At 65.9% G+C, this 23,825-nt stretch carries 27 protein-coding genes; 16 read left to right on the top strand and 11 right to left on the bottom strand.

Features of this window, described 5'->3' with window-relative positions; translation table 11 throughout:
• Positions 1–53: 53 nt before the first annotated feature.
• Entirely contained in the window at positions 54–1,574 is a 1,521-nt protein-coding gene (locus tag QO058_RS15360; RefSeq protein WP_284167194.1) for a bifunctional metallophosphatase/5'-nucleotidase, read from the bottom strand.
• A gap of 153 nt (positions 1,575–1,727) precedes the next feature.
• Between QO058_RS15360 and hemH the strand changes: the two genes are divergently transcribed.
• On the top strand, positions 1,728–2,765 hold the full coding sequence (gene hemH / locus QO058_RS15365) for a ferrochelatase (RefSeq protein WP_284167195.1): 1,038 nt from the start codon (positions 1,728–1,730) through the stop codon (positions 2,763–2,765).
• A 9-nt stretch (positions 2,766–2,774) separates the two neighbouring features.
• Here hemH and QO058_RS15370 read toward each other — a convergent pair whose 3' ends face one another.
• Complete coding sequence (locus QO058_RS15370) at positions 2,775–3,362, bottom strand: alpha/beta fold hydrolase (protein ID WP_284167196.1); 588 nt, start codon at positions 3,360–3,362, stop codon at positions 2,775–2,777.
• Between the two features lie 24 nt (positions 3,363–3,386).
• On the opposite strand from QO058_RS15370, the gene QO058_RS15375 reads away from it, so the two are divergent.
• The 4 genes from QO058_RS15375 (at position 3,387) to QO058_RS15390 (ending at position 6,630) form a co-directional block, all read left to right on the top strand.
• Positions 3,387–4,217 (top strand): MarR family winged helix-turn-helix transcriptional regulator, encoded by an 831-nt coding sequence (locus tag QO058_RS15375; protein WP_284167197.1) that lies wholly within the window; start codon positions 3,387–3,389, stop codon positions 4,215–4,217.
• Positions 4,218–4,295: 78 nt separating this feature from the next.
• A complete protein-coding gene (locus tag QO058_RS15380; RefSeq protein WP_284167198.1) occupies positions 4,296–5,285 on the top strand; it encodes an SPFH domain-containing protein in 990 nt (329 codons plus the stop codon).
• A gap of 2 nt (positions 5,286–5,287) precedes the next feature.
• Entirely contained in the window at positions 5,288–5,734 is a 447-nt protein-coding gene (locus tag QO058_RS15385; RefSeq protein WP_284167199.1) for an NfeD family protein, read from the top strand.
• 368 nt (positions 5,735–6,102) lie between these two features.
• On the top strand, positions 6,103–6,630 hold the full coding sequence (locus tag QO058_RS15390; RefSeq protein ID WP_284167200.1) for a L,D-transpeptidase: 528 nt from the start codon (positions 6,103–6,105) through the stop codon (positions 6,628–6,630).
• A gap of 35 nt (positions 6,631–6,665) precedes the next feature.
• Here QO058_RS15390 and QO058_RS15395 read toward each other — a convergent pair whose 3' ends face one another.
• Complete coding sequence (locus QO058_RS15395; RefSeq protein ID WP_284167201.1) at positions 6,666–7,613, bottom strand: 2-hydroxyacid dehydrogenase; 948 nt, start codon at positions 7,611–7,613, stop codon at positions 6,666–6,668.
• Between the two features lie 235 nt (positions 7,614–7,848).
• Between QO058_RS15395 and QO058_RS15400 the strand changes: the two genes are divergently transcribed.
• The 3 genes from QO058_RS15400 to QO058_RS15410 all read left to right on the top strand — a co-directional run bounded on the left by QO058_RS15400 (position 7,849) and on the right by QO058_RS15410 (position 8,646).
• Positions 7,849–8,166: a DUF2853 family protein gene (locus tag QO058_RS15400; RefSeq protein ID WP_284167202.1), complete on the top strand. Its 318-nt coding sequence runs from the start codon at positions 7,849–7,851 to the stop codon at positions 8,164–8,166.
• 125 nt (positions 8,167–8,291) lie between these two features.
• Positions 8,292–8,423, top strand: coding sequence for a hypothetical protein (locus QO058_RS15405; RefSeq protein ID WP_284167203.1), 132 nt, complete (start codon positions 8,292–8,294; stop codon positions 8,421–8,423).
• A 7-nt stretch (positions 8,424–8,430) separates the two neighbouring features.
• The gene (locus QO058_RS15410; RefSeq protein WP_284167204.1) at positions 8,431–8,646 is read left to right on the top strand and encodes a hypothetical protein; all 216 of its coding nucleotides are present in this window, start codon (positions 8,431–8,433) and stop codon (positions 8,644–8,646) included.
• A gap of 6 nt (positions 8,647–8,652) precedes the next feature.
• On the opposite strand, the gene QO058_RS15415 is transcribed toward QO058_RS15410, so the two are convergent.
• Both QO058_RS15415 and QO058_RS15420 read right to left on the bottom strand, forming a co-directional pair.
• Positions 8,653–9,951 (bottom strand): class I SAM-dependent methyltransferase, encoded by a 1,299-nt coding sequence (locus QO058_RS15415; protein ID WP_284167205.1) that lies wholly within the window; start codon positions 9,949–9,951, stop codon positions 8,653–8,655.
• Positions 9,952–10,029: 78 nt separating this feature from the next.
• Positions 10,030–10,251, bottom strand: coding sequence for a DUF1674 domain-containing protein (locus tag QO058_RS15420; RefSeq protein ID WP_284167206.1), 222 nt, complete (start codon positions 10,249–10,251; stop codon positions 10,030–10,032).
• A gap of 108 nt (positions 10,252–10,359) precedes the next feature.
• Here QO058_RS15420 and htpX point away from each other — a divergent pair, with 108 nt between their 5' ends.
• From htpX to QO058_RS15455, 7 genes are all read left to right on the top strand, one after another.
• Entirely contained in the window at positions 10,360–11,280 is a 921-nt protein-coding gene (gene htpX / locus QO058_RS15425; RefSeq protein WP_284167207.1) for a zinc metalloprotease HtpX, read from the top strand.
• Between the two features lies 1 nt (position 11,281).
• Positions 11,282–12,616: an RsmB/NOP family class I SAM-dependent RNA methyltransferase gene (locus QO058_RS15430; RefSeq protein WP_284167208.1), complete on the top strand. Its 1,335-nt coding sequence runs from the start codon at positions 11,282–11,284 to the stop codon at positions 12,614–12,616.
• Positions 12,617–12,673: 57 nt separating this feature from the next.
• Entirely contained in the window at positions 12,674–13,570 is an 897-nt protein-coding gene (locus QO058_RS15435; RefSeq protein ID WP_284167209.1) for a heparinase II/III family protein, read from the top strand.
• Positions 13,570–14,415: a heparinase II/III domain-containing protein gene (locus QO058_RS15440; RefSeq protein ID WP_284167210.1), complete on the top strand. Its 846-nt coding sequence runs from the start codon at positions 13,570–13,572 to the stop codon at positions 14,413–14,415. Before QO058_RS15435 ends, QO058_RS15440 begins: the two co-directional genes overlap by 1 nt.
• A gap of 113 nt (positions 14,416–14,528) precedes the next feature.
• A complete protein-coding gene (purH, locus tag QO058_RS15445) occupies positions 14,529–16,121 on the top strand; it encodes a bifunctional phosphoribosylaminoimidazolecarboxamide formyltransferase/IMP cyclohydrolase (protein ID WP_284167211.1) in 1,593 nt (530 codons plus the stop codon).
• A gap of 18 nt (positions 16,122–16,139) precedes the next feature.
• Positions 16,140–16,418: a hypothetical protein gene (locus QO058_RS15450; protein WP_284167212.1), complete on the top strand. Its 279-nt coding sequence runs from the start codon at positions 16,140–16,142 to the stop codon at positions 16,416–16,418.
• Entirely contained in the window at positions 16,415–16,897 is a 483-nt protein-coding gene (locus tag QO058_RS15455) for a YbaK/EbsC family protein (protein ID WP_284167213.1), read from the top strand. Before QO058_RS15450 ends, QO058_RS15455 begins: the two co-directional genes overlap by 4 nt.
• Before the next feature lie 3 nt (positions 16,898–16,900).
• Here QO058_RS15455 and QO058_RS15460 read toward each other — a convergent pair whose 3' ends face one another.
• Entirely contained in the window at positions 16,901–17,707 is an 807-nt protein-coding gene (locus QO058_RS15460; protein WP_284167214.1) for a DUF72 domain-containing protein, read from the bottom strand.
• A gap of 157 nt (positions 17,708–17,864) precedes the next feature.
• Between QO058_RS15460 and QO058_RS15465 the strand changes: the two genes are divergently transcribed.
• Positions 17,865–18,287, top strand: a complete 423-nt coding sequence (locus tag QO058_RS15465; protein WP_284167215.1) for a helix-turn-helix domain-containing protein — start codon at positions 17,865–17,867, stop codon at positions 18,285–18,287.
• A gap of 49 nt (positions 18,288–18,336) precedes the next feature.
• Here QO058_RS15465 and QO058_RS15470 read toward each other — a convergent pair whose 3' ends face one another.
• From QO058_RS15470 to QO058_RS15490, 5 genes are read right to left on the bottom strand one after another with little or no spacing between them, the layout of a single operon-like run.
• The gene (locus tag QO058_RS15470; protein WP_284167216.1) at positions 18,337–19,821 is read right to left on the bottom strand and encodes a mannitol dehydrogenase family protein; all 1,485 of its coding nucleotides are present in this window, start codon (positions 19,819–19,821) and stop codon (positions 18,337–18,339) included.
• Between the two features lie 5 nt (positions 19,822–19,826).
• The gene (locus QO058_RS15475; RefSeq protein ID WP_284167217.1) at positions 19,827–20,567 is read right to left on the bottom strand and encodes a glycerophosphodiester phosphodiesterase family protein; all 741 of its coding nucleotides are present in this window, start codon (positions 20,565–20,567) and stop codon (positions 19,827–19,829) included.
• Between the two features lie 27 nt (positions 20,568–20,594).
• Positions 20,595–21,485 carry an ABC transporter permease subunit gene (locus QO058_RS15480; protein ID WP_284167218.1) on the bottom strand — a complete coding sequence of 297 codons (891 nt, stop codon included), beginning with the start codon at positions 21,483–21,485 and terminating at the stop codon, positions 20,595–20,597.
• 7 nt (positions 21,486–21,492) lie between these two features.
• A complete protein-coding gene (locus tag QO058_RS15485; protein ID WP_432211937.1) occupies positions 21,493–22,500 on the bottom strand; it encodes an ABC transporter permease subunit in 1,008 nt (335 codons plus the stop codon).
• Positions 22,484–23,797: an extracellular solute-binding protein gene (locus QO058_RS15490; protein WP_284167220.1), complete on the bottom strand. Its 1,314-nt coding sequence runs from the start codon at positions 23,795–23,797 to the stop codon at positions 22,484–22,486. Before QO058_RS15490 ends, QO058_RS15485 begins: the two co-directional genes overlap by 17 nt.
• Positions 23,798–23,825: the final 28 nt, after the last annotated feature.

The raw sequence follows: 23,825 nt of genomic DNA on the forward strand, positions 1-23,825 counted from the left end.
GGAGGCAGAGGCAAGCGAGGCCAGAAAGGCGCCCAGCGCCGCATGGAAGCCGCTCACTTCAGGATGGCCCGCCCCTCGACCTTGGCCTCGACCGTTCCCAGCCGGCGCACATAGACCATCACCTCGTTCGCCATCAGCTTGCCGTCGGTCAGGCCGATCAGCGTCTTGCCGCGGCCGAGCGCGGTGTAGCCGTCGCCGCCCGTCAGCATGAAGTTGTTGGTCGCGACCGTGTATTTGCCGGCTGGATCGATCTCCTTGCCATCGACTTTCACGGAGGTGACGCGCGAGCCCTGCGGCTGCTTGAGGTCGGCCTCGAAGGTGAGGCCCGACACCACCGGGAAGCGGCCGGAGCCTTGCGGCGCATCGCGCAGGCCGTTCTCGATCGCGTCCTTCACATCCTTGCCGGTGATCTCGACCATCGACGTCGCATTGCCGAACGGCAGTTCGCTCAGAACGTCGCGCCGCGTCAGCTTGTGACCTGCGGCGTACTGCTTGTTGGCGCGGATGCCTCCGGCATTGGTGATGGCGAGCTGCGCGCCAGTCGCCGCCTTGATCGCATCGGCGATCAGGTTGCCGATCGCGGTCTCCTGCGTGCGGATCATGCCGGTGCGGGAATCGAGCGGGGCGCCCAGCGTCGCGATCTCGATATCGAGCTCCTTCGACAGCTCGCTCTCGTAGCCCTTGACGATGGCGGCCACGTCGGGATCGGGCGTTGCCGCGCGGCTGTCGTTGACGCGGAATGTCGGCGTCCACTCGACCTTGCGATTGGCGCCCTCGCCCGTTGCCTTGGCGGCGATGTCGATCGCGGTGACATAATTGCCCTCCTCGTTCGACTCGACCATCACGACCTTGCCGTCATAGGCGATGGCGAGGTCGTGGTCGTGGCCAGTGAGCAGGATGTCGACCACGCGAGAACGCACGATCTCGTAGTCCATCGCTCGGTCGGCATGGACCACGCCGACGAGGATGTCGGCACCTTCCAACTTCAGCTTGCGCGCCTCGCGCCGCAACGCCTCCATGGTCGAGGAGAATTTCAGGTCGCCGGGATTGGAGAGCTGCGGCGTCGGGTCGAAGGTCGTGCCGATCACGCCGACCTTGATGCCGCCGAGCTCGAAGATCTGGGAATCCTTGTGCCCCGGCAGGGCGTTGCCGGCCGCGTCGCGCAGGTTCGCCGCGAAGGTCGGGTAGCTCTGGGCCGCGGTGAGCTTGAGGTAGTTCTCCTTGCCGAAGTCGAATTCGTGATTGCCCGGCACGAAGACGTCGATACCCATCTTGTTCTGCATCGCGACGATGTGGGCGCCCTGGTCGAAGCCCGACATCAGCGAGGGCGAGTAGCAATCGCCGGCATGGCAGAACAGCACCGGCACGCCGCGCGCCCGCTCGGCCTTGGCGATGCCGGAGGCCCGGGCGAAGCCGCCTTTGCCTTTGTCGTCGCTCATTTTGTAGATGTCGTTGACCAGCAGCAGCGTGAAGCTCGCAGCCGGCGTCTGCGCCTTCGCGACCGGCGCGGTGGCGGCAAGGGCTGCGGGAGCGCCGAGGACGCGAAGCGCGTGGCGGCGGGTCATCTTGGTCATCGGCGCGAACCCCTGCGGTTTTGATTTCGACAAAGACTAGCAAGAGCCTAGCCGGCTTGCGAGACCCCTGCTTACGCAGTGTCGCACCCCGCACGGCCTGACTGGACGAAAACCGTAACTCGTCTAAATCACAGCCGAACGAAAGCAGATGTGATGAGCCTCAAGCCCAGTTTGCCGCCCGACCATACAACGATCAAAAGCGGCCGCATCGGCGTGCTGCTGATGAATCTCGGCACGCCCGAGGGCACGAGCTACCGGCCGATGCGGGCCTATCTCAAGGAATTCCTCTCCGACCGCCGCGTGATCGAGGAGCCGCGCTGGAAGTGGTGGCCGATCCTCAACCTGATCATCCTGTCGACGCGGCCGAGCCGGAAAGGCAAGGACTACGCCTCGATCTGGAACAATGAGCGCAACGAAGGCCCGCTCAAGACGATCACGCGTGCGCAGACCGAGAAGCTCGCCGAGCGCCTGAAAGGCGTCGCCGAGGACCGCATCACTATCGACTGGGCGATGCGTTACGGCCTGCCCGATGTGAAGAGCAGGTTGAAGCGCCTGCTCGACCAGGGCTGCGACCGTATCCTGCTGGTACCGCTTTACCCGCAATATGCCGCGCCGACCTCGGCGACAGCCTGCGACCAGGCCTTTCGCGCCCTGATGGAGATGCGTTGGCAGCCCACCGTGCGGGTCGCCCATCCCTACTATGCCGACCCCACCTATATCGACGCGCTCGCCACCTCGGTTCGGGCATCGCTCGGCAAGCTTTCCTTCGAGCCGGAGGTGATCCTCTGCTCGCTGCATGGCATGCCGAAGGAATATCTGCTCAAGGGCGATCCCTATTACTGCCAGTGCGCCGTCACCGCCCGCCTGCTCGGCGAGAAGCTCGGCCTGTCCGACGAGCGCTTCCGCCTGACCTTCCAGTCGCGCTTCGGCCCCGATGAGTGGCTGCAGCCCTATACCGACGAGACCGTCAAGGCGCTGGCGCAAGGCGGCACAAAATCGCTCGCCATCGTCGCGCCCGGCTTCTCCGCCGATTGCCTGGAGACGCTCGAGGAGCTCGACGTCGAGAACCGCGAGATCTTCATGCACAATGGCGGCAAGGACTTTGCCTATCTGCCCTGCCTCAACGATTCCGAGGAGGGCATGCAGGTGATCGAGGCGGTGGTGCGCCGGGAGCTGATGGGCTGGGTGTGAGGTAGCAAGTTACCCCACCACGAACCGCGTCACACCTTCCAGCACCGACTTCGCCTGCAAGATCCGCCGGTGGCCCAGTCCGCTGGTCTCTTGCAGCGTCACGAAGCTTCCCGCCGCCGCCAGCGCCTGCGCATGATGGAAATCGAGCTCGCGATCCTGACGGTCATGGATCACCAGGGTCGGCAGGCTGATCGCCTCCAGTTGCTGGCGCCCCTCGAAAGCCTCGACCGGATTGCCGGCGACGCTATGGATACGCCGCTCCAGTGCCGCCTGGCCGCGGCGGCCGAGCCCGATCGTCGCGCCGAAATTGCGGGTGATGGTCGTGACCGAGGATGGCGCCGCGACCAGCGCGAGCCGGTTCGTCCTGACCCGCGGCTGGCCCGGCACGCTGCGGGCGAGCCCAGCGAGCGCAATCGCCCCGCCGAAGGAGTGGGCGACGATCGCATGCACCGGGGCGAAGACGCGGGCGACGGCAGCGAGCGCAGCGACCCCCAGCGGAATGTTGAGCTCGGCCCCCGTCGAAGCGCCATGCGCCGGCATGTCGTAGGCGACGACGCGGAAGCCTTGGGCCAGCAGCGGCTGGACGAAAGCGCTCATGAAAGCCGCCTCGCTGTTCCAGCCATGGAGCAGAATCACGGTCGGCGCCGGACCGTCGCCATCTTGCAAGCGGGGCTCTGGTTCGAACAGATAGGTGCTGACCGTCCCGCACGGGTAGGATACCGCCTGTTTGATGGCGGGTGCGAGCCGGGAGCGGGCGGCGATGATCGCCTTGCCGGTCCGGGTCTGCGGACCTGGCTGGCGCGGCGGCGTGCAGAAGAGTTTGAAGGCGGCGCGCCCTGCGGTACGTGGGGCGATGAAGCTGCCGATACGGACGAGAGGACGAATGACGCGGAGGGCTGCGCTGGGCATGATCGGAAACCCTGTTCGTTCAGTCTTGAACTATTATGTTCAGCCATGAACAAAATGCAAGAGCCGATTTCCAAAACCGTGGATGAGCCGGAGGGCACCGGCGGATCGCGCCTGCCCTGGGAGCTGCCGCGCTTCAAGAACTGGCTCGCCGTCGCGCGCATGCACCAGCTCTGGAAGAAGGTTTTCTCCGAGGCGCTGGCCCCCTCGGCATCCAGCTCGCCCATTACGATGTGCTCGCCAACGTCTTCCGCACCCCCCGGCCTGACCCAGCAGGCGCTGGCCGAGAAGCTGCTCGTCGGCCGCAGTGCCATGAGCATGCTCCTGCCCGAACTCGAGCGGCGCGGCCTGATCGAGCGTCGCAATGACGACACCGATCGACGCGTGCGCCGGCTTTGGCTGACGCCGGAAGGCGAGACGCTGACTCGCAAGGCACTCGCGATCCACACTGCCAAGATCGAGGCGATGATGGGCGTCCTCAACGATGAGGAATGCAACACCGTCGGCGAGATGATGTGGCGCGTGGTCAAATATCTGGAGCGCTGATGGCGCGAGCCTGCATCAGAGCTTCGCAAACATCGCTATGATGAGCGGCTGCTGCGCCGAAGCTGGAGAAGGGATGAGATGGGCTCGCAAGGTTTGGATATCGCCACGGTCGCCCTGATCATGCTGGTCGCCGCGGTCGTCATCGCGATCGCGCTCGGCGTGCGCACCGTGCCGCAGGGCTACAATTTCACTGTAGAGCGCTTCGGCCGCTATTCGCGCACGCTCGGCGCCGGCCTCGGGCTGATCATCCCGCTCTTTGACCGGATCGGCCATAAGGTGAATGTGATGGAGCAGGTGCTCGACATTCCCAGCCAGGAAGCGATCACCAAGGACAATGCCGGCGTTCGCATCGACGCGGCCGCCTTCTACCAGATCCTCGACGCCGCCAAGGCGCGCTACGAGGTCTCGGCGCTCGATCAGGCGCTGATGGTCCTGACCATGACCAATATTCGCACCGTGGTCGGCTCGATGGATCTCGACCAGCTGCTCTCGCATCGCGACGAGATCAACGAGCGGCTGCTGCGCGTGATGGACGCCGCAGCCTCGCCCTGGGGTGTCAAGGTCACGCGCATCGAGATCCGCGACATCCTGCCGCCGGCCGATATCGTCGGCGCGATGAATCGCCAGATGAAGGCCGAGCGCGAGAAGCGCGCCGCCGTGCTGGAAGCGGACGGTATGCGTCAGGCCGAGATCCTGAAGGCCGAAGGGCTGAAGCAATCGCAGATTCTCGCCGCCGAGGGTCGGCGGGAAGCCGCCTTCCGCGATGCCGAGGCCCGCGAACGCTCGGCTCAGGCCGAAGCGGCGGCGACCGCCATGGTCAGCGAAGCGATCAGCCGCGGCGACATCCAGGCCGCCAACTTCCTGATCGCTGAACGTTACACCGATGCGCTGAAGGCGATGGCGAGCGCCCCCAACAGCAAGGTGGTGATCGTGCCGATCGAGGCTGCGGCACTCGCCGGCACCGTCGGCGGCATCGCCCAGCTCACCAAGGCCGTGTTCGGCGAGGACGCAGTGGCGAATCGCCGGGCCGGCTCCGTTCCCGCGGCCGGCCGCTCCGTGGAGGGCTGACGATGCTCGACTGGTTCGCCTCCCTCGGCGGCTGGGCCTGGGTCGTGCTCGGGCTCGTCCTCATCGGCAGCGAGATGCTGGCGCCGGGCGTCTTCCTGCTCTGGTTCGGCCTCGCCGCGCTGCTGACCGGCATCGTCGTCGGGCTCGCGGGCATCGCCTGGCAGAGCGCATTGCTGGTCTTCGCGGTGCTCGCCGTCGCCAGCGTTCTTGCCGGACGCGCCATCACGCGCCGGCGAGATCAAGAACCCGATGCCGCTTCGGGCCTGAACGATCGCGGCCGTCAGCTGGTCGGCAAGGTCTTCAAGCTGGAGGCGACCATGGCCGGCGGCGAAGGCCGCATCCGCGTCGGCGATTCCTCCTGGCGCGTCACTGGTCCCGAACTGCTCGCCGGTACCGAGATCCGCATCGTGCGGGTCGAAGGGGCGACGCTCGTGGTCGAGAAAGCCTGAGTCCCGCTTCCCGCACAGTTTTCCGCAAACCCGGCACGAGTGCTTAACCGGCCGTTCACGCCGGTCCCTGTCGGCCGTGGACCGTACCGACCGGTTCCGTCATGACGGGGCTGGCGCCGCCGGATGTCGGATCGCGGCGCCGGAGGATTCCGCCATGAGCATCCCGCACGGTCCGATCGACCTGCTCCTCGCCGCCCTGCTATCGCTGCTGCTGGCGACGCTGACCATCGGCGCCGCCATCGCCTGAAGAATCAGCCGGTTAAGCCCGGATTCATGCTGAATCGCGGGTTCACCATGCTGCTGAACCCGCGATTCACCGGCAACCGCCCAAATCCTCCTGAAGCGTAGGGACGCGCAGGGAGAGAACCATGGCGGGCCGGCACGGACCGATCGATCTCATCATCGCGGCAGCGCTCTCGCTGCTGATGCTGCTGGCGGTGCGCCCCGCGCAGGCGCGCGAGGTCGTCGACTTCCCCGATTATCGCTACCAGCCCGGCACCATCCTGATCCGGACGGCCGAGCGGAAGCTCTATTACATCGCCGCGCCGGGCCAGGCCCTGCGCTACACCATCGCCGTCGGCAAGGCCGGCAAGCAGTGGCGCGGCGTCAAATATGTCGAGGAGCTCATGGTCGATCCGGCCTGGAGCCCGCCGGCCGAGGTCAAGCGCGACAATCCGCGGCTGCCCGACGTCATTCCCGGCGGCGCTCCCAACAACCCGATGGGCGCGCGCGTCATCGGCCTCGGCCCCGGTGGCCAATACGCCATTCATGGCACCAACAACCCACGCTCGGTCGGCACCGCCGCCTCCTATGGCTGCTTTCGCATGCACAACAGCGACGTGATCGATCTCTACGCCCGTGTCCGCATGGGCACCCCGGTCGTCGTCGCGCCGTAACGCGGGGAGTGAGCGCAGCCTCCCTCCCCGATCGCCTAGATCGCGACCGGCGACAGGAGCGGCCGGCCCGCGAAAAACGCCTCCAGATTGGCGAGCAGCAGCTCCTGCTGGGCGATCTGCGCCGATTCGGCGTTCGCGGCGATATGCGGCGTCAGCACTGCGTTATCCAGTGCCTTGAGCCGATCCGGAACGACAGGCTCGTGCTCGTAGACATCGAGCGCCGCGCCCGCGATCGTACCGCTCTCCAGCGCCTCGATCAGCGCTGCCTCATCGACCGCAAGGCCACGCGATATGTTGACCAGATGGCCCTGCGGGCCGAGCGCGCGCAGCACTACAGCATCGATTGCGTGCCGCGTCTCGCTGCTCGCACGCACCGAGACCATCAGGATATCGGCCCATTCGGCGAGGCCGAGCAGGCTGTCGTGATACTGATAGGGCAGCTCCGGCCGTGGCGAGCGGTTGTGATAACCGACCGTCATGTCGAAAGCGGTTGCCCGCACCGCGATGCGTTGGCCGATGGCGCCCAGCCCGAAAATGCCGAGCTTGCGCCCGGCCAGGCCCGGGACATGCGCCATCCGCTCGATTGCGTTGCCTTGCCAGCGTCCGGCCCGCAAGAAGCGTTCGGCGGCACCGATCTGGCGGGCGCTCGCCAGCATCAGTCCGACCGCGAATTCGGCGACGCTCGTCGCATTGGCGTCGGCGGCGTTGCTGACCAGGATGCCGCGTGCCTTGGCAGCCGCCCGCTCGACGCCTTCATTGCCCGTACCGTAGCAGGCGATGAGACCGAGACTGGGCAGGGCGTCGATCAGGGCAGCATCGGTTTTCCAGGTGCCGACCGTCAGCAGCACGCGCGCCGCTTCCGCTCCCGCCGGCAGCGCGGCCGGTGCGGAATGACTCATCGGCCCGAGCACCTCGTATCGCTCCTCCAGGCGTGCCACGAGGCGCGCCGGCATGCGCGGCGCCATCAGGATGGTCGGCTTCATGGCTGAAAGGTCCCCGGGCGAATTGCTGCATCGCAGCACTTGCCAACGCCGGCATCAACAACCCTGGGCGCCGGCCTGCCATATGCCAAACGCAACCCGGATTCACTGAACAAACAATGGGATTTTTCGCATCGCCGCCTCTCGCCTGCGACAAAAAAGCCGGATATCGTTTTCGAAGGCGTAACGCTGAGTCCAGCGCGCCTTTCGAACCGATATGTCTTCAGAGGGGTACCCGATGGATCATCTCGCCGACGTCAAGAAGTTCGCCAAGAAGCCTCTTAACGAGGCCGCCTTCGCCGGCATGAGCAAGTCTTATGCGTTGGTCATGAGCAAACCCGATACGCGCTACGTCGCCTGCTCGGACCCCGCAGAACTCGAACGCGTCCGCGAGAACTTCCTGAAGAAGAAGCTTGGCCTGAAAAGCGCCGATCTCGACGCCACGGTCAAAGCCACCTGCGACCACATGAAAGCCGACAAGACCAAGTCGCGCCTGACCTTCTACTATCTGCTGGCCGAACATTACGGCAAGCTCGACGCTTTCGTGAAGAAATAGGCTCCGCCCCCGGGTGCACAGCCTGCATGGCGCCCTCTGGGCGCCATTCGCATTTTTCAGGAGCTGCGGCGAAAACAACGCTGAGCCCTCCAAGATCGAAACACACGATCCGCTTGGGGGTTTCGATGTTCACGCTGTCCCGCTCCGTCCTCTCCAGCCACGCCCAGACGCTCTTCACCGTTGCCGAGGCGGCCTTCGCCTCGACGATCGTCTTCGGTGCGGGCCTCGCCTTCGCCACCACGATCGGTTTCTTTTGAGGCTGCCATGCCGGCCGCGCCTGCGCCCGCAATGGCCACGCCTGCCCGTCCGCATTTCGCGATCGGGCGCGATCGCGAGGGCCACTGGATCGCGGTCGAGACGCATGGTCGCGGCGGCGGCTATTTCCGCAGCCGGGTCGATGCCCTGCACTATGCCCGCGCCGAGGCAGGCGCCGAGGCCGTGACGTTCAGCGCTCGCCCGCTCGCACTGCGCCTGTCCTGACTCTGCTCAGCGATACAGATCCGCCCGCGTCGGCGGCAAGCCCGACGGTCCCTTACGCCGCTTCGACACCAGCGTCTGGTTGATCAGCGCTCCGCCGCGCTCGAAGGCGAGCGAGCAGCCGGCGAGATAGAGCAGCCACATCCGGGTCCGCTCCGGCCCGACTTCCGCTTCCGCCTCAGCCTTGTTCGCGTTCAGCCGCTCGAACCACAGCCGCGTCGTGCGCTGATAGTGCTCGCGCCAGCCCTCGACATCGTGCACTTCGAAGCCATAGCGCTCGAGATTGGCGATCGACATGCCGAGATGGTCGAGCTCGCCGCCCGGGAAGATATAGCGCACCAGAGCGCGATACTCGGCCGGCATCTTGTTGAAGGCCCGCTCGGTCTTCTTGGCACGCCGCGAGATCGAATGATGCAGATAGAGCCCGCGCGGCTTGAGCAGCCGGTTCGCCGCCTGAAAATAGGTCGGATGATTGCGGATGCCGACATGCTCGAACATGCCGATCGAGGAGATCTTGTCGAACTCCCCCTCCATCTGGGTGAAGTCCTTGAGATGGAGCGTGACTTTGTCTTGCAGGCCGAGCGCCTCGACCTTCTCCTGCGCCAGCTTGAGCTGCTCCTCGGCCAGCGTTACGCCATGCGCCTCGACGCCGTAATGCTGCGCGGCGTAGCAGACCAGCGCGCCCCAGCCGCAGCCGATGTCGAGCAGCTTGTCCCCCGGCTTCAGGCGCAGCTTGCGGCAGATCATCTCGAGCTTGTCGGTCTGCGCCCGCTCGAGATCGTCGTGGTCCTCGGTGAAATAGGCGCAGGTGTAGACCATGCGCTCATCGAGGAAGAGCCGGTAGAATGCGTTCGAGACGTCGTAATGGTGGGCGATATTGGCCTTGTTCGTCGCAGGCTTGCCGTCGCGGGCGATCTCGTCGCCTTTGATGTGCTGAACCGCCTGCGGCGCCGTGCCCGGCGCGAAGATGAAGCGACGCACGACGTCAAACACCGCCGCCTTCGAAATGCCGCGCGCCAGTCGGCCGACCTTACCGTCCGGACGCGCCGCCGCGAGATCGAAGATCGAGCCGTTCTCGATCGCGATTCGGTCCGAAACATGCAGATGCAGCAGCGTGTCGAGCTTCGGCTTGCGCAGCAGCGCCGCGACGACGCCAGCATCGCGGATTGCGATCATCAGCCCGTCCGCCGGCCAGTCGGCCGGCACGCACGAGCCATCCCAGAGCGAGAAGCCGAGCTTCAGCCCAAGCTTCCGGTGCGCTTCGGTCAGGAGCCGCCGCAGGGCTTCGAGGCGCTTGTCGTCACTCATGCTGGATCAAAGCCCGTTGCAGTCAGCTCCGTCTTTGGCCGGCTGCGGCCCCCTTGGCAACCGTCAGGTCTGCGCAGCTCAGAAATCGCTGGCGATCCCCTTCACTTCCCAATCGTCATAGCGCACCGGTTCGAGCCCGCCGCGGCCGGCGACCTCCTTCTCGCGACGGAGCCCAGCAGCCTTGGCGTCGATCGCGGCGCGGCGCGCCTCAGCTTCGGCGAGCGCGCGCTGGGCCGCCGGCGACAACTCTTTTGCGGGCTCAATCGCAGCAGCGTCTTCGGTCTTCGTCTGCGAGCTCATGATCGGCCATTCTCTTGCAGGATCGGCATCGTCCCCACCACATAGCGACGAAACGGCACTCCGGCGAGGGTTTCCGCGCTGGAACGACGACGCAAGAAGGGGTTCTCGATGAACTATGCCCGTACCGGCATGCTGATGGCGGCGCTCACCGCGCTGTTCGGCGTGGTCGGCTATCTGCTCGCCGGCACTGGGGGCATGCTGATCGCGCTCGGCATCGCGGTCGCGACCAATCTGTTCAGCTACTGGAATTCCGACCGGCTGGCGCTGTCCGTCTATAATGCCCAAGAGGTCGATGAGCGTAGCGCGCCTGATCTCTACCGGATGGTGCGCGACCTCGCTCAACGCGCCGACATGCCGATGCCGCGTGTCTACCTCATCCAGGAGGACCAGCCGAACGCTTTCGCCACCGGCCGCAATCCGCAGAACGCCGCCGTAGCCGCAACGACCGGCATCATCCGGACGCTGTCCTATGACGAGCTCGCCGGCGTGATGGCGCACGAGCTTGCCCACATCAAGAACCACGACACGCTGACCATGACGGTCACGGCGACCATGGCCGGTGCGATCTCGACCCTCGCCTCCTTCGGCATGTTCTTCGGCTCGCGCGACAATCGTCCCAACGCCATCGTCCAGATCGCCCTGATGATCCTCGCCCCGTTGGCCGCGACCATCATCCAGATGGCGGTTTCGCGCTCGCGCGAATACGAGGCGGACCGCATCGGCGGCGAGATCAGCGGTAACCCCGTGGCGCTCGCCGACGCCCTCGCCAAGATCGCCGGCGGCGTTTCCCATATCCCGAACGAGACGGCGGAAGCGAAGCCTGCTACGGCGCACATGTTCATCATCAACCCACTCTCCGGCCGCGGCATGGATTCATTGTTCTCGACACATCCCGACACCGGCAACCGCATCGCCGCTCTGATGGAGCAGGCGCGGGCCATGGGCGCAGCCTCAAATCGCGGCGGCTTCCTCGGCGGCGCGAGCCAAAACCCTCTCGCCGGCGGGCGCGAACCCGGGCCCTGGGGCTGACATGGCAGCCTCCCACGAAAACCGCGCGCCGGCTGACGATGTACCTGGTCTCGGCGCGCGCCGTCTGGCGGCTACGCTGATCGACGAGGTGCTGCGCGCCGGTACCGCTCTCGACGAGACCTTTGAGCGCATGGCGCTGGCGGCTAAGCTTGAGCCGGCCGATGCCGGGCTGGCACGTGCGATCGCAACCGTCGCCTTCCGCCGCCTCGGCACGATCCGCCAGGTGGTCGGCGCCAGGCTCGAACGCGGCAGCCCGCGCAAATCCGGCCCCTTCGAGCCGATTATGGTCGCCGCCGCCGCCCAGCTGCTCTTTCTCGACGTGCCCGATCACGCCGCGGTCGACCTCGCCATCCGCCAATTGCACGAGGACGCCCGTTCCTCGCGCTACGCCTCGCTCGGCAATGCCGTGCTGCGGCGACTGGCGCGCGAGCGCGAGGCGATCCTCGCCGATCTCGATCCGCTCGCCGACACGCCAGATTGGCTGCGCGAGAGTTGGACGAAGACCTACGGCGCCGATGTCGTCACGGCGATCGCGGCCGCCCATGCGCAGGAGCCGCCGCTCGATCTGACCGTGAAATCCGACGCGGCCGATTGGGCCGGCAAGCTCGACGGTATCGTCCTGCCGACCGGCTCGGTGCGCCTGCGCGGGCGTGAGGCGGTCACCGGATTGCCGGGCTTCACTGAGGGAGAGTGGTGGGTGCAGGACGCGGCAGCCGCCTTGCCAGCCCAATTGCTCGGCATCGGGCCGGGCGATCGCGTCGCCGATCTCTGCGCCGCGCCCGGCGGCAAGACCGTGCAGCTCGCGCAATTGGGCGCGCAGGTCACTGCGGTCGACCGTTCCGGCCCGCGCCTGCGCCGGCTCCGGGCCAATCTCGAGCGACTCGGACTGGAAGCCGAGATTGTCGTCGCCGATGCCACTGCCTTTGAGGCGGAGCCGTTCGACGCTGTCCTGCTCGACGCGCCGTGCAGCGCCACCGGCACGATCCGGCGCCACCCCGACGTCGCCTGGACCAAGCGACCCGAGGATATCGCCAAGCTCACCGCCCTGCAGGCCCGCCTGCTCGAGCAGGCGGGGCGGCTGACTCGGCCGGGCGGACGCTTGGTCTATTGCACCTGCTCGCTGGAGCCGGAGGAGGGCGAGGGGCAGATCGAGGCCTTCCTGGCGCGTACGCCCGGCTTCGTGCGCGCTCCGATCGAACCTGTGGAGATCGGCGGACAGGCCGAAGCGCTGACAGCGCTGGGCGAATTGCGCACGCTGCCGCACCAGCTCGCCGGAGAGACGCCGCGTCTCTCGGGATGGGCGGGATTTTACGCATGTCGCCTGAACAGGGTATGAGTTGATCGGGATTCGCCTCACCGAGGCGGTAGCGGGACGGCGAGGCGGCAGAATTCATTGAGCGGCTGGTCCGAGCGCGGAGGCCTGGCACGAGCAGCCATCGGCAGGGCGGCGCGGCGGACGCGCGGCCAGATTGCCGGGGCGAAACGTGCGCTCTGGCCGTTCGGACGGCTTCGCTCCAGCCGCCTGCTCTTCGCCCCGCACGACCTGCGCACCGCCGATCCGACCACGGCGAGCGACATCTATGCCGGCTACTTCGCCCTCGCCGGCCGCACCGTGAACTGCCATGGCGAATCGCCCTTCCTCGTCACGCCACCGAGCGAGGCCTGGGCCGAGGCGCTGCATAGCTTCGTCTGGCTGCGCCATTTGCGCGCCGCCGATACGGCCATCGCGCGCGCCAATGCCCGCGCCCTCGTCGATGAATTCATCGCCCGCCAGCACGACCGCGATGAGATCGCACGGCGCCCGGCGGTGATCGCCCGGCGGCTGATGTCGTTCCTGTCGCATTCGCCGCTGCTGCTCGAAGGCGCCGACCATGCCTTCTACGAGCGCTTCATTCGCCATGTCGCGCAGACGGCGGAGCGGCTCCAGCTCGCGCTCGCCGGTGCTGTCGAGGGAGCGGCACGCCTGCAATGCCTGATCGCGATCTGCTTTGCCGCCATCTGCCTCGACGGTCAGGAGCGGCGATTGCGCCGCTACGAGATCGCGCTCTCCGACGAATTGGAGCAGCAGATCCTGCCGGATGGCGGTCATCTCAGCCGCAATCCCCGCCTCATCATCGACTTGCTGCTTGATCTCCTGCCCTTGCGCGAGACCTTTACCGCGCGCGGGCTCGAGGCGCCGCGCGCCATCATCATGGCAATCGACCGGATGATGCCGCATCTCAAGCTCTTCCGGCATGGCGACGGCGCGCTCGCTCTGTTCAACGGCATGGGCGCGACGCCCCCGACCTGATGGCGACGCTGGCGGCCTATGACGATGTCCGCGCCAGGCCGATCGAGCATGCCGCCTATTCCGGTTATGATCGGCTGAGCGCCGGAACCAGCATCGTCGTCGTCGAGGCGGGGCCGCCGCCACGCGGGGCGAACTCGGTCGAGGCAAATGCCGGTTGCCTCAGCTTCGAACTCTCGACCGGCTCGCAGCGCATCGTGGTGAACTGCGGCGCCAGCCGCTTCGGCACGCCGGAGCTCAGGCTCGCGGCCCGCGCCACCGCCGCCCATTCGACCGTGACGCTGGACGACCGCTCCAGTGCCATCTTCGGGCTGGTTCTCGGCGAAAGGCGGATCACCGCCGGCCCGGTCGATGTCCGCGTCGCACGCCAGGACAACGAAGACGGGCACGAATGGGTGGCAAGCCATGACGGCTATCGGCACGCCTTTGGCACCATCCATACCCGCCGCCTGTTGCTCGCTCGTAATGGCAGCCAGCTTGCCGGCGAAGATTCGTTCAGCCTGCCGGCAGCGCTGGCGAGCCTCCCGGCGATCGCGCGCTTCCATTTGCACCCGAACGTCAAACCGAGCCTGATCCGCGATGGCGAGGGAGCGTTACTGGCGCTGCCATCGGGCGAGATCTGGGCTTTCGAGGCGTCGGGCCTGCGGGTCGGGCTCGAGGAAAGCATCTTCTTCGCCGCCGCCGACGGCCGTCACAAGACCGTGCAGCTCGTCATCGAGTTCGACGCCGTAGCGACACCGCAGATCATCTGGCGTTTCGCCCGCCTCGGTACACCTGCGCAGCGCTCGTCCCGGGGAGAAACAGCGCAGCAAGAACGGGCTGAAGCGGAGCCCGATCTGCCGCTCTGACCTCCCCGCAGGGCAAGGCTGCAGCGCCTTGTGCTTTGCAGCAAAGCCTTGGCGTGATAGGGCGCGCGAGCATTTTCGCGCCTCGCGCCATCAACCCCGGATCCATCGCTCCCATGCCGAACGAACTCCGCCGCGTCGAACGCGCGCTGCTTTCCGTTTCTGACAAGACCGGGCTGATCGACTTCGCCCGCGCCCTCGCCCGCCTGGGCATCGCCCTGGTCTCGACCGGCGGCACCGCCAAGGCGATCGCCGAGGCCGGCCTTGCCGTCACCGACGTCTCGGACCTGACCGGCTTCCCCGAGATGATGGATGGCCGCGTCAAGACACTGCATCCCAAGGTGCATGGCGGCCTGCTCGCCATCCGCTCGCATCCGGAGCACCAGGCCTCGATGCTCGGTCACGGCATCGCGCCGATCGACCTGCTCGTCGTCAACCTCTACCCGTTCGAGGCGACGGTCGCCGCCGGCAAGCCCTATGACGACTGCATCGAGAACATCGATATCGGCGGTCCCGCGATGATCCGCGCCGCCGCCAAGAACCATAACGACGTCGCCGTCGTGGTTGAGCCGTCGGACTATGCTGCCGTGCTGGCCGATCTCGAGGCGCACAAGAGTGCGACCACGCTGACGCTGCGCCGCAAGCTCGCCCAGAAGGCCTATTCGCGCACCGCCGCTTATGACGCCGCGATCTCGAACTGGTTCGCGGGCGAGCTCGGCGACACCTCGCCGGCCTTCCGCGCGCTCGGCGGCAGCCTCGCAGAGACGATGCGCTACGGCGAGAACCCGCATCAATGGGCCGCTTTCTACCGGACGCCGGAGCAACGCCCGGGCGTCGCCACCGCCCGCCAGGTCCAGGGCAAGCAGCTCTCCTACAACAACATCAACGACACCGACGCCGCCTTCGAATGCGTCGCCGAATTCGATCCAGCCCGCACCGCTGCCTGCGTCATCGTCAAGCACGCCAATCCCTGCGGCGTCGCCGAGGGCGGCTCGCTGCTCGAAGCCTATGAGCGAGCGCTCGCCTGCGACCCCGTTTCGGCCTTCGGCGGCATCGTCGCGCTCAACCGCAAGCTCGATGCGCAGGCGGCGAAGAAGATCGTCGAGATCTTCACCGAGGTGATCATCGCCCCCGACGCCGACGAGGAGGCGATCGCGCTCGTCGCCGCCAAGAAGAACCTGCGCCTGCTGCTGACCGGCGGCCTGCCGGATGTGCGCAAAGCGGGCCTTTCCCTGCGCACCGTCTCCGGCGGTTTTCTCGCCCAAGCACGAGACAACGCCGTGGTCGACGACATGGAGCTCAAGGTCGTCACCAAGCGGCAGCCGAGCGAGGCCGAGCTCGCCGATCTGCGCTTCGCCTTCCGTGTCGCCAAGCACGTCAAGTCGAACGCCATCGTCTATGCCAAGGGCCTCGCCACCGTCGGCGTCGGCGCCGGCCAGATGAGCCGCGTTGATTCCTCGCGTATCGCCGCCTGGAAGGCGGGCGAAGCGGCCAAGGCGGCCGGCGTGCCTGAAAGTCTGGCCAAGGGCGCGGTCGTCGCCTCCGACGCCTTCTTCCCCTTCGCCGACGGCCTGCTCGCCGCGGCCGAAGCCGGTGCCACCGCGGTGATCCAGCCCGGCGGCTCGATGCGTGACGACGAGGTGATCAAGGCGGCCGACGAGGCCGGCCTCGCCATGGTCTTCACCGGCCATCGCCACTTCCGGCACTGAGACGAAGGAGAAGCCGGCATGCACACCGTCAAGGTCATCGCCGCCGGCTTCGCCCTGCTCGGCGTGCTGCTCCTGATCGCACCGCGGCTGAACACGGGCGGGCGTCACCCCATCGTCTTCGCGATGAAGCTGTTCATCCCGCTTTGGTTCGTCGCCTCGGTGATCAACCTGATCATCGGCATCAACCGCGCCGGCTATAGCTTCCTGCAGGAGGCCCCGATCCTGCTCGTCGTCTTCGGCGTGCCAGCACTGGTGGCAGCTCTTGTCTGGTGGCGTTTCGGCAGGAGTGTTTCGTGAGCCTTGAATCCGTCCGCGCCTTCTTCGCCGAAAACGCGCCCGATATCGCCATCCTCGAAACCGATGGCAGCAGCGCCACGGTGACGCTGGCGGCGGAGGCCTTTGGGGTCGAGCCCGCCCGCATCGCCAAGACCCTGTCCTTCCGCCTCGGCGATCGTGTCGTGCTGCTGGTGACACGCGGCGATGCCCGCCTCGACAACAAGAAGACCAAGGCCGCCTTCGGCGCCAAGCCGCGCATGCTCGACCTCGACGAGGTCGTCGCCATCACCGGCCACCCGGTCGGCGGCGTCTGCCCGTTCGGACTGTCGAGCCCGCTGCCGGTCTATTGCGACGTCTCGCTGAAGGTGTTCGACGAGGTCGTACCGGCCGCCGGCTCGACACAGACGGCCGTGCGCATCAGCCCCGAGCGGATGGCGGCGCTGACCGGTGCGCAATGGGTCGATGTCTGCCAGGAGCCGGCGGCCCAGGCCGCTGAATAGGGCTCAGCCTCCGACCCGCTCGATCAGCGCCATCGCGGCGGCGGGATTGCGAACCTTGTCGCCGCTGATGACATAGAGAAAGACATCGCGCGGCATCTTGCTCGCGGCGGGTGCGACCAGCTCCAGATCCTCGGGCGCGCCGCCCTTGGCCCAGGCCTGGGCGCGACCGGTCCAGGTATCGAGCTGCTTGGCGGGATAACCGTTGGGCTCGGCCTCCTTCGTGCCCATGATCCGGGCATAGACGAAGGGCGCCGTCACATCGGCGATCTCAGGAAAATCGGAATCGCCCGAGGTGATCGCCGCGACGCCGTACTCGCGCAGCAGTCCGACGAAATCGGGCGAGCGGAAGCTCGGATGACGCACTTCCACGGCATGACGCAGCGTGACGCCGTCGACGTCCTTCGGCAGCAGTTTCAGGAACGCCTCGAAATCGGCTGGGTCGAAAGCCTTGGTCGCCATGAACTGCCAGTTGATCGGGCCGAGCTTCTCCTTGAGCTCACTGAGGCCGGAGGTCACGAACTTCTCGACCGAAGGTCCGGCCTCGGCCAGAATCCGGCGGTTGGTGCAGAAGCGCGAGCCCTTCAGCGCGAAGACGAAGTCATCGGGTGTCTCGGCCCGCCATCTGGCGAAGCTCTCCGGCTTCTGCGAGCCGTAGTAGGTGCCGTTGATCTCGATCGAGGTCAGCTTGCTCGCGGCATATTCGAGCTCGCGTTTTTGCGAGAGCTTGTCCGGATAGAACACGCCGCGCCAAGGCTCGAACACCCAGCCGCCAATGCCGATATGGATCTTCCCGGCTGCGTTGGTGGCCATGGTGAACTCCTGACGATGCCGACGTGCTGGGGAGATATAGAGCCGAAAGGCTGTCGAGCCATGACAGGATAAACCAAGGCGTCGCCGACTCAACTCAACCCTTGACTGAATACATCGCAAGAATGCACGCTATGGAGGCTAGCGCGAGGAAATGCCGATGGAGCGCGATGGGAAGGGTTTTTTCGATCGCGTGATCGGCCATCACCTTAGGCATCGGCGAATTGAGCTGGGACTGAGCCAACGCGAGGTCGCCGAGGCGATCGGGGTCAGTCGCCAGCTTTATGCTCGCTATGAGCGCGGGTTGAGCCGGATCGGTCAGGGAACGCTAAACAAACTGTCGAAGTTCCTGCGCGTAACCTTGGAGAGACTTTACGCGGGCATCACTTCAGCAATTGCGGCAGCCGGTTTCGCCGATGGCGAGCAAGCGAGATACGCATCAAAGCCACTTGCAGCTCAATCTAAAGAACTTGATTTGGCCTTTCGGCGAATAAGGGATCCGAGAATTCGCGAGCACGCGATCGAAATGGTGGGATGGTTGGCCGACCACGACGAAGCAAGCCGCGATCGGGGTAAGGGCTGAAAGTTGAGTAAACCGGAAGCGGGTCCGCCGCGGTATTTAACGATGCCGGTCACGAACTGCGCGAGGTGAGGTAGGCGTCGATGCTCAAGCGCGTTCCGGACTGCCAGATTCTCTGCAAGGCCAGGCTGAACGCCTCCCGGAAGCGCCGGTCCTCCCCCAGATCGCCATAGACATCCTGCATGGCGAGCCAGGCCTCCGGCGCGTGCCTGGCCTGCCGCGCCTGCGTCGTCAGCCGCGGCCAGCTCGGATCGTTCGGCGCTATCGGCTGCCCGCTTTCGGTCTCGCCATAACAGTAGCGGCACCATAGGGCGCCGACGAGCGCGAGGCCGTCGATCGGCCCGTCGGCCCGCAACGCATCGCGCAGTGTCGGCAGGATGAATTTCGGCTGGCGGTTCGAGCCGTCCAGGCACAACCGGCGGATCGTGTCGCCGATCTTGGGATTGGCGAAGCGCCGCTCGATCGTGCGCTTGTAGGCGGCCAGATCGGTGCCTGGAACCGGCGGAACCCTGGGAATGACCTCCTCATCGAGCAGAACCGACAGGAAGCTTGCGATCTGCGCATCCTCCATCGCCTCATGGACGAAGTGAATGTCGAGCAGGCCGGCGGGATAGGCCATCGCCGCGTGACCGCCATTGAGGATGCGGATCTTCATCAGCTCGAAGGGCGCGACATCGGCGACGAACTGGACGCCGACCTGTTCCAGCCGAGGGCGCCCGGCTGGAAAGCGGTCCTCCAGCACCCATTGCCGGAAATCCTCGCAAAAGACCGGCCGCCTGTCCTCGATGCCGAAATCATCGCGCAAGGCCCGGCTTTGCTGCTCCGATGTCGCCGGCGTGATGCGGTCGACCATGCCGTTCGGAAAGGCGACATTCTCGCGAATCCAGTCCGCCTCCGAGCGATCGATCAGATCGACGAGGCCGGTGACGGCGTCTGCCGTGACATGGCCGTTGCCCGGCAGGTTGTCGCAGGACATCACCGTGAAGGGCGGCAGGCCGGCCGCGCGCCGTTTCAGTAGCCCGGCGGCGATCAGGCCGAAGGCGGTCTTCGGGCGAGCCAGACGATCTTCGGCATCGGCGAGGATGTCGGGGTGGCTCGCATCGAAAGTCTGTGTCGCCGGATCGACATAGTAGCCGCCCTCGGTGACGGTCAGCGAAACGATCCGCGTCTGGGGATCGACCAGGCGCTGCAGGATCGCCTCGCCGTCGCCCGGCGGAATGAAATCGATCATCGCGCCGGTCACCCGCGCCTGCGTGCAGTCGGCCTCCTGCGTCACCACGGTGGTCAGGAAATCCTGCGCGGCGAGAGCGCGCTCCATCTCGGCATCGCTTTCCCGCACGCCGGTGCCGATGATCGCCCAGTCATGGTCGAGCCCGCGCTCGAACAATTCATCGAGATAGGCCGCCTGATGGGCGCGATGGAAATTGCCGACCCCGATATGGACGATGCCCGGGCTCAATTGCTCCGAACGGTAGCTCGGCGTCGCAACCGCTCCTCCGATCTCGGCAAGTGCCGCACGTGACAGAACCACGGCCATCCCCGTCACTTCGCCCTTGCCGCCAGAAGCTGCAGCGCGAGGTCAGGGCGGTCGCTGGTGATCTGCGACACCGGCTGGCCGAGCCAGTAGTCGAGATCACCAACCGTATTGGGCACCCAGACGCCGAGCTTGTCGCGCCCGACGATCGCGACGGCGCGATCGAGAGCGAGCCGCAGCAGCGACTGCTCGACGGCGATGATGCAGCCGAGATCGACGAAGCGCTTCAAGGTCCGGTCGACGCCGCCGAAAGCCTCGCAGGAGCGGCGGTCGACCGAGGCGAGCCGGCGCATATCGGGCGCCTTGGCCCTGATCTCCTCGATGACCTCCGGGACGAAGCAGGTCAGCACGACGCGCGCGGCGAGCCCGCGCTCCCTGACCAGCGCGATCACCTTGTCGAGCAGGCCGGGATAGGGATTGCCGAAGGCATCCATCTTCATCTCGATCTCGAGCTCGATTGTCGTCGGCGCGAAGACGTCGAGGACGGCAGGCAGCGTCGGGATCGTCTCGCTGAGCGTATCGCGGAGCTTGACCTTGCGCAGGGCCTCGCGGCTCAAGGCCCCGACCGGCCCCTTATGGTCCGTCGTGCGCTCGAGCAGCGGGTCATGGATCACCATGATCTCGTTGTCGCTCGAGAGATGCACGTCGAGCTCGACGGCGTCGACGCCGAGACCGCAGACGTTGCGGAAGCCGCTGAGACTGTTCTCCGCCCAGATATTGCGCGCGCCGCGATGGCCGATGATCCGCATGATGAATTCCGTTGTCCGGGTTGACTGCTACTTGCCGCTGTCGACCAGCCCCTTCACGAACCAGCGCTGGAGGATGAGGATGACGAGGGTCGGCGGCAGCATCGTCAGGAAGGCCGCGTTCATCAGCAAATGCCAGGTCGGCAACGAGTCGCCTCGCGGCATCAGCTTCTTCAGGCCGATCACCGCATTGGCCATCGCCGGGTCGGTCGTCAGCAGCAGCGGCCAAAGATACTGGTTCCAGCCCATCAGGAAGAGGATGATCGCCAGCGCCACGATGTTCGAGCGTGACAGCGGCAGCAGGATCAGCCGGAAGAACTGCCACGGGCTGGCGCCATCGATGCGCGCCGCCTCGCAAAGCTCGTCTGGGACAGTCAGGAAGAACTGGCGGAAGAGGAAGGTCGCCGTGGCGGAGGCGATCAGCGGCAGGATCAGGCCCGAATAGGTGTTGACCAGATTCCAGTCGAGATCGACCAGTGCCTGGACGCCAAGCCAGGAGCCCAGAATGTTGAGCGGCAGTGCCACATTCGCCGCCGACTCGTAGGTCGGCACGATGCGGACCTCGATCGGCAGCATCAGCGACATGAAGATCAGCCAGAAGGCCGTCATCCGGAAGGGAAAGCGGAAATAGGTGACGGCGAAGGCTGCAATCACCGAGATCGACAGCTTTCCGATGGTGATACCGGCGGCGATAATGAAGGAGTTGAGCAGCAGCCGGCCGAAATTCGCTGTGCTCAGGACGGTCTGCATGTTCGCGAAGAACTCGGTGCCCGGCAGCCAGGACATCGGCACCCGCATGATCTCCTGCTGCGAGAGCGAGCCGGTGACGAGGACGAAGTAGATCGGCAGGCAGACGAGCGCGGCACCCACCAGCAGGATGAGATGGCAGACGGCGTCGATGATCGGCGTGCGTTCGTTCATCGCGATCCTAGACGCTGTAGTTCACGCGGCGCTCGACGAAGCGGAACTGCGCGAAGGTCAGGAACAGGGCGAGCGCCATCAGCACGACGGATTGCGCGGCGGAGGAACCGAGATCGAGCGTGACGAAGCCGTCCTGGTAGACCTTGTAGACGAGGATTGAGGTCGCGCCGGCCGGGCCGCCCAGGGTCGTGGCGTCGACGATGGCAAATGTCTCGAACAGCCCGTAGACGAAGTTGATCACGATCAGGAAGAACAGCGTCGGCGTGATCATCGGCAGCGAGATGCGCAGGAAGCGCTGGATCGGTCCCGCGCCATCGAGATAGGCGGACTCAAGGATCGACTGAGGCACCGAAAGCAGCGCCGCGACGAGGAAGATGTAGTTGTAGCAGATGTGCTTCCACGAGGAGGCCATGACGATCAGGCTTAGCGCGTGCCAGGAATTTCGGTTCGGATCCCAGTCGAGGCCGAGCTCCTGCAGCATGTGCGCGACGGGGCCGACCCGGGGATTGAACAGGAAGGCGAGCATGATGCCGGCGATCGCCGGGGCGATGGCGTAGGGCAGCAGCAGCACGGTGCGGTAGACGCCGCGTCCGCGCAGGATGTGGTTCGAGGCGAAGGCGAGCAGCAGCGCGAGCGACAGCGTCAGCACGTTCTGCGCGATGGTGAAGATCAGCGTCACCTGCGCCGATGACCAGTAGACGCTGCTCCGGAACAGCCGCTCGAAATTCTGGAAGCCGACCCACTGGGTCGTGGCGCCGAACGGATCGGTCAGCTGGAAGGCCTGGATCAGCGCCCTGATCGAGGGAATGAAGAAGAACAGCAACAGGATGAAGAGCTGCGGCGCGAGCAGCCAGAACGGCAGGCGCCAGTCCCGGAAATGCGCGCGCTTCAGCCCGCTTTCCGCCTGGCCGTCGCCGCCGCCCTTGAGGAGCAGGCGCCGGAACGGCCAGCGGAGGCGCAAAACGCCACCGCCAGCCGCGACGGGAAGAGCCGCCGTACTATTTCTTGCCGGCATTGAGCTGCTCGTAGCGGCGCAGCACCTCGTTGCCGCGGCCTACTGCGTCGTCGAGCGCCTGCTGCACCGGCTTCTTGCCGAGGAAGGCGGCCGAAACCTCCTCCATGATCGCGACGTTGATCTGGTTGCTGTTGCCGATGCGGAAGCCGAGCGAGTTGTCGCTGGGCGTGCCGCGCATCAGCTGCACCACGGCGATCTCGCGCGTCGGGTTCTTCTGATAGTAGCCCTCCGCCTTGGCCGCATCATAGGCGGCGGTCGTGACCGGGACGTAGCCCGTCGCCTGATGCCACCAGACCTGTGTGTCTGTCTTCGCGAGGAAGTCGTAGAAGGCGGCGATCGCCTTGTATTTCTCGGGCGTATGCCCCTTCAGGGTCCAGAGCGCGGCGCCGCCGATGACGCTGTTCTTCGGGGTCACGCCCTGCTCGTAGGGAAGCTCGGCAGCGCTCCAGTCGAACTTCGCGGCGGCGACGACCGCGGCATGCGACGCGGTGGAGGCGATGATGGTCGAGCACTCGCCCGAGGTGAAGAGCTGGATCGGGATGATGCCCTGGCCGGCGAGCTGCATAACGCCGGATGTAACCAGCCGCTTCATGCGCTCGACCTGGCCGACGAGCTTGCCCTTGTTGAAGACGAAGCTGGTGTCGAGGCCGTCCATGCCGTTGCGCTTCGTCGCATACGGGATGTCGTTCACCGCGCTGTAGTTCTCGAGGAAGCTCCACTCATAGTCGCCGGGCAGCACCATCGCGCATTTCGACACGCCTTTGGCCTTGATCGCGTCGAGCTGCGGTTCGAGCTCCTGCCAGGTCGCGCCCGGCTTGTCGAAGCCGGCGGCTTTGAAGTGGTCGCGGTTGTAAAACAGGATCGGCGTCGAGGAATTGAACGGCATCGCCTGAAGCTTGCCGTCGATCGCGTAGTAGCTGACCACCGGTGCAATGAATTTCGAGACGTCGACCGGGCGGCCCTGCTGCGCCATCAGCTCGGTCGTCGAGACGATGGCGCCGGAATTGACCATGGTGAGGAAGGAGCGCTCGTTCGACTGCACGATCTCGGGCTGGCGCTTGGCGCGGTACGCCGCGATCGTGCCGTTCAGCACCTCGTCGTAGTTGCCCTTGGCGATCGCCTTGACGACGTAGTCCTTCTGGGAATCGTTGAACTTCTTGACCAGTTCGTCGACACGCTCGCCGAGCGTGCCGCTCATCGCGTGCCAGAATTCGATTTCCGTCGCTGCCTGGACGGAAGACAATCCCGCGAGCAGCAGAGCGCCCGCACCAGCAAACGCACCATAGAAAGGTCGCATGTAAAGCCTCCCTCACGAGCTTATATGA

This window comes from Bosea vestrisii (genome assembly GCF_030144325.1).
Lineage (GTDB): Bacteria > Pseudomonadota > Alphaproteobacteria > Rhizobiales > Beijerinckiaceae > Allobosea > Allobosea vestrisii_A.